Below are 2,933 nucleotides of genomic sequence, written 5' to 3'. Positions count from 1 at the left end.
GTGGCGAGCGCCGGGACCGCGTCCGTCGTCAGTACTCCGAGTGACAGCCGCTGGACGCTGATGTTCCAGTCCGGCGAAGTCCCCTCCGCGATTCTCTCCGGAAACAGGATTTTCTATTTTGCCTTCATCCTGCTCGCCCTGCTCGTAATTTTCGTCGTGCTGTTCCGTCTTTACCTCCAGACCGCCGGGGCCGTGCGACACGACATCCGTTCCCTGATCCGCATGTTCCGCGACCTGCGCGAGGGCGGCGTGCGCGTGGACTATCCAATGGCGCTGCATGAGTTCGCGGAAATCTTCGATTACCTCCGCGACCGCGGGCAAAGACTGGTCGAGGAAAAAGAAAAGATGAAAAGCATGGGCCTGGTGGACCATCTCTCCCAGCTCGGCAACCGCCGGCACTTCGAGGAACGGCTCAAGGAATTGTTCGAGGCATCCAAGGCAAACGGTCCCTCGTCCGTGCTGATGATCGACATGGATTTTTTCAAGAAGGTCAATGACGTCCACGGCCACGACGCGGGCGATGCGCTCATTGTCGGATTCGCCAGTGCCCTGAGAAAAGTCGTTCGCCAAAACGACGTGCTGGCGCGCCTGGGCGGAGACGAATTCTGCATCATATATACGTACGCCTCGCTGGAGAATGCGAAAAATTTTGTCGAGCGTCTGCGCCGGCAACTGCCGCGCGAGATACCGCTGACCAAGGGCGTCATCCATCAACTCCGCTGGACCGGCGGCCTGAGCACGATGTACGACAAGGACACCAAGCCGGATGACGTGTTGTGGCGCGCCGACCAGGCGCTGCTGCAGGCCAAGGAAGCCGGCCGTAATATCACCAAAGTCTACGACCCAGCCACCGGGGCGCCTGGAAAGAAACGGGTCATCGTCAGTTGAGCCCAGCACTACATCCCGAATAAAACCACGCCGGAACCCTCCGTCCATCTCGCCTGAAGCGGCCGGATGCGTTAGACTGACCGCAGAATTTCCCGAACCTGAAATCATATTGCCATGCCGAAATCCGACACCGCCGCCGATGCGGCGACCGCCTCGCTTCCACCCGAAATCTTCAAGGCCTACGACATCCGCGGCATCGTGGGCAAGACGCTCACGCCGGACATCGTCGAACGCGTCGGGCAGGCGCTGGGCAGTGAGGCGCTGGCGAGCAAACAGAAACGTTTCGTGATCGGGCGCGACGGGCGCCTTTCCGGTCCGGAACTGTCGGCCGCGCTCGCCCGCGGAATCGCCCGGAGCGGCTGCGACGTGGTGGACATCGGCATGGCACCGACCCCGGTGGTGTATTTTGCCATCCAGCACCTGGGCGCCGGCTCGGGCGTGGCCGTCACCGGCAGCCACAATCCACCCGATTACAACGGCCTCAAGATGGTCATTGGCGGCGTCACCCTCTCAGGCGAACTGATCCAGAAACTGCGCGCCCGGATACTCAATAACGATCTGGCATCGGGCCAGGGAAGCATCTCATCGACGGACGTACGCACGGCTTATCTCGATCGTATAACGAGTGACGTGAAACTCGCACGTCCGATGCGCGTGGCGGTGGATTGCGGCAACGGGGTGGCGGGCGAACTCGCGCCGCAACTGCTCAAACGCCTCGGCTGCCGGGTCACCGAACTCTTCTGCAAAATCGACGGCACTTTCCCCAATCACCATCCCGATCCGAGCAAGCCGGAAAATCTCGAGGACCTGATCGCCGAAATCAAAAAGGGCGGATACGACGTGGGCCTGGCCTTCGACGGCGACGGCGACCGGCTCGGCGTGATCGCGCCGGACGGGCACGTGATCTGGGCCGACCGCCAGATGATCCTGTACGCGCGCGACGTGCTGTCGCGGCATCCGGGCGGCGAGATCATCTATGACGTCAAATGTTCGCGTACCCTAGACGCCGAAATTCGCAAGGCCGGCGGCAAGGCCACGATGTGGAAAACCGGGCACTCGTTCATCAAGGCCAAGCTCAAGGAAACCGGCGCGCTGCTGGCGGGCGAAATGAGCGGGCATATTTTTTTCAAGGAACGCTGGTACGGCTTCGACGACGGGCTCTACACCGCCGCGCGGCTGCTGGAACTGCTGGCGCGCGACCCGCGCCCGACGCAGGAGATTTTTGCATCGCTCCCCAACACGCTGAACACGCCGGAATTGAATCTCAAGTTTGCCGAAGGCGAGCATTTCGCGCTCATCCAGGAACTGGTGAAGCGCGCGCATTTCCCGGACGCCAAGCTCACCACCATCGACGGCCTGCGCGCGGACTTCCCCGACGGCTTCGGGCTGGTGCGCGCCTCCAACACCACGCCGGTGCTGGTGTTTCGTTTCGAGGGCGATAACCAAGAAGCCTTGGAAAGAATTCAGAAACGTTTCCGGGAACTAATGCTCTCTGTCCGGCCCGGTATGGCGTTACCCTTCTAGGTTGTCATTCCCGCGAAGGCGGGGTGAGGTGGAGTTTTGATGCGCGCCATCTCTGGCGCGCACCCCTCCGGGGCGCGCTAACGCGCGTCCAATTTCGCTCCCGGCGAAATTGTCGTGGACACACGTTTATAAATGACAAGACGAGCGAAGCAGGGCTACTTTATTGTGTTCACGCCGCCGTAGGCGGCTTAACAAAATTATTCTACTTCTCTGCCAACCGTTTCTCGAAAGCGACGCGCCAGCTGGATGCCAGGCCGGACAGGCATGCAGCATGTTCGTATTCCGCGCGCGTGCCGCCGGCATGGCGCAGGCGAAATACGTCGCGCACGCTCATCGAACCGGTGGCGTGTTCGATCCGTTCGATCGCATCGCCGGCTGCTACCCTGCCCTCTTCCAGCACGCGCAGATAAAAACCGGTGCGATTGGCTGATGTGAAACGCGCGGGAAAAACTCTGTCGCCCATGCGAATGCCAAGCTTGAAGCAGGGTGTGCGCGGCTGCGTCACCTGCACTCGTGCCCCG

3 protein-coding genes are annotated in these 2,933 nt (G+C 61.3%); 2 read left to right on the top strand and 1 reads right to left on the bottom strand.

Annotation, left to right across the window (positions count from 1 at the left end):
* On the top strand, nucleotides 1-888 hold an 888-nt coding region (locus ACC569_RS14415), incomplete at its 5' end, for a GGDEF domain-containing protein (RefSeq protein WP_372524218.1).
* 114 nt (nucleotides 889-1,002) lie between these two features.
* On the top strand, nucleotides 1,003-2,412 hold the full coding sequence (locus ACC569_RS14410; RefSeq protein ID WP_372524217.1) for a phosphomannomutase/phosphoglucomutase: 1,410 nt from the start codon (nucleotides 1,003-1,005) through the stop codon (nucleotides 2,410-2,412).
* Nucleotides 2,413-2,614: 202 nt separating this feature from the next.
* On the opposite strand, the gene ACC569_RS14405 is transcribed toward ACC569_RS14410, so the two are convergent.
* Nucleotides 2,615-2,933, bottom strand: a 319-nt coding sequence (locus tag ACC569_RS14405; RefSeq protein WP_372524216.1) for an MOSC domain-containing protein, incomplete at its 5' end; no start/stop codon positions are given.

It is taken from the genome of Sulfuricaulis sp. (assembly GCF_041499725.1).
Taxonomy (GTDB): Bacteria; Pseudomonadota; Gammaproteobacteria; order Acidiferrobacterales; family Sulfurifustaceae; genus Sulfuricaulis.
The sequence above is the reverse complement of the archived record's forward strand: the minus strand, read 5'-3'. Positions and strand labels throughout refer to the sequence as shown.